The 229-nt window shown below is 58.1% G+C and carries 1 protein-coding gene; it reads right to left on the reverse strand.

Features of this window, described 5'->3' with window-relative positions:
• Positions 1 to 229: ImmA/IrrE family metallo-endopeptidase (locus tag KVT11_RS20865; RefSeq protein WP_217609245.1), on the reverse strand; the 229-nt coding region annotated here is incomplete at both ends.

A 229-nucleotide genomic window follows, 5' to 3' on the forward strand; every position in this document is an offset into this window, starting at 1 on the left:
GTCGATTTCATTGACTTCGGCGTCCATCCGCGTGGACACCAGATGCCCGAGCTCGTGCGCGGCCGTTTGAGTCCTGCGGTCGAGAGGATGGTTGGCATTCAGAAGAATACAGGCGCCAACACTTTCATCGAACGCGAAGAGTCCTGAGATCTTAGCTGCGAGACGCCGGGCATACACACGTACCCCCATCTGCAACTCGAGCAACGACACGATATCTGCGACCGGCGCT

It is taken from the genome of Bacillus sp. GbtcB10 (assembly GCF_019091365.1).
Lineage (GTDB): Bacteria > Bacillota > Bacilli > Bacillales > Bacillaceae > Bacillus > Bacillus altitudinis.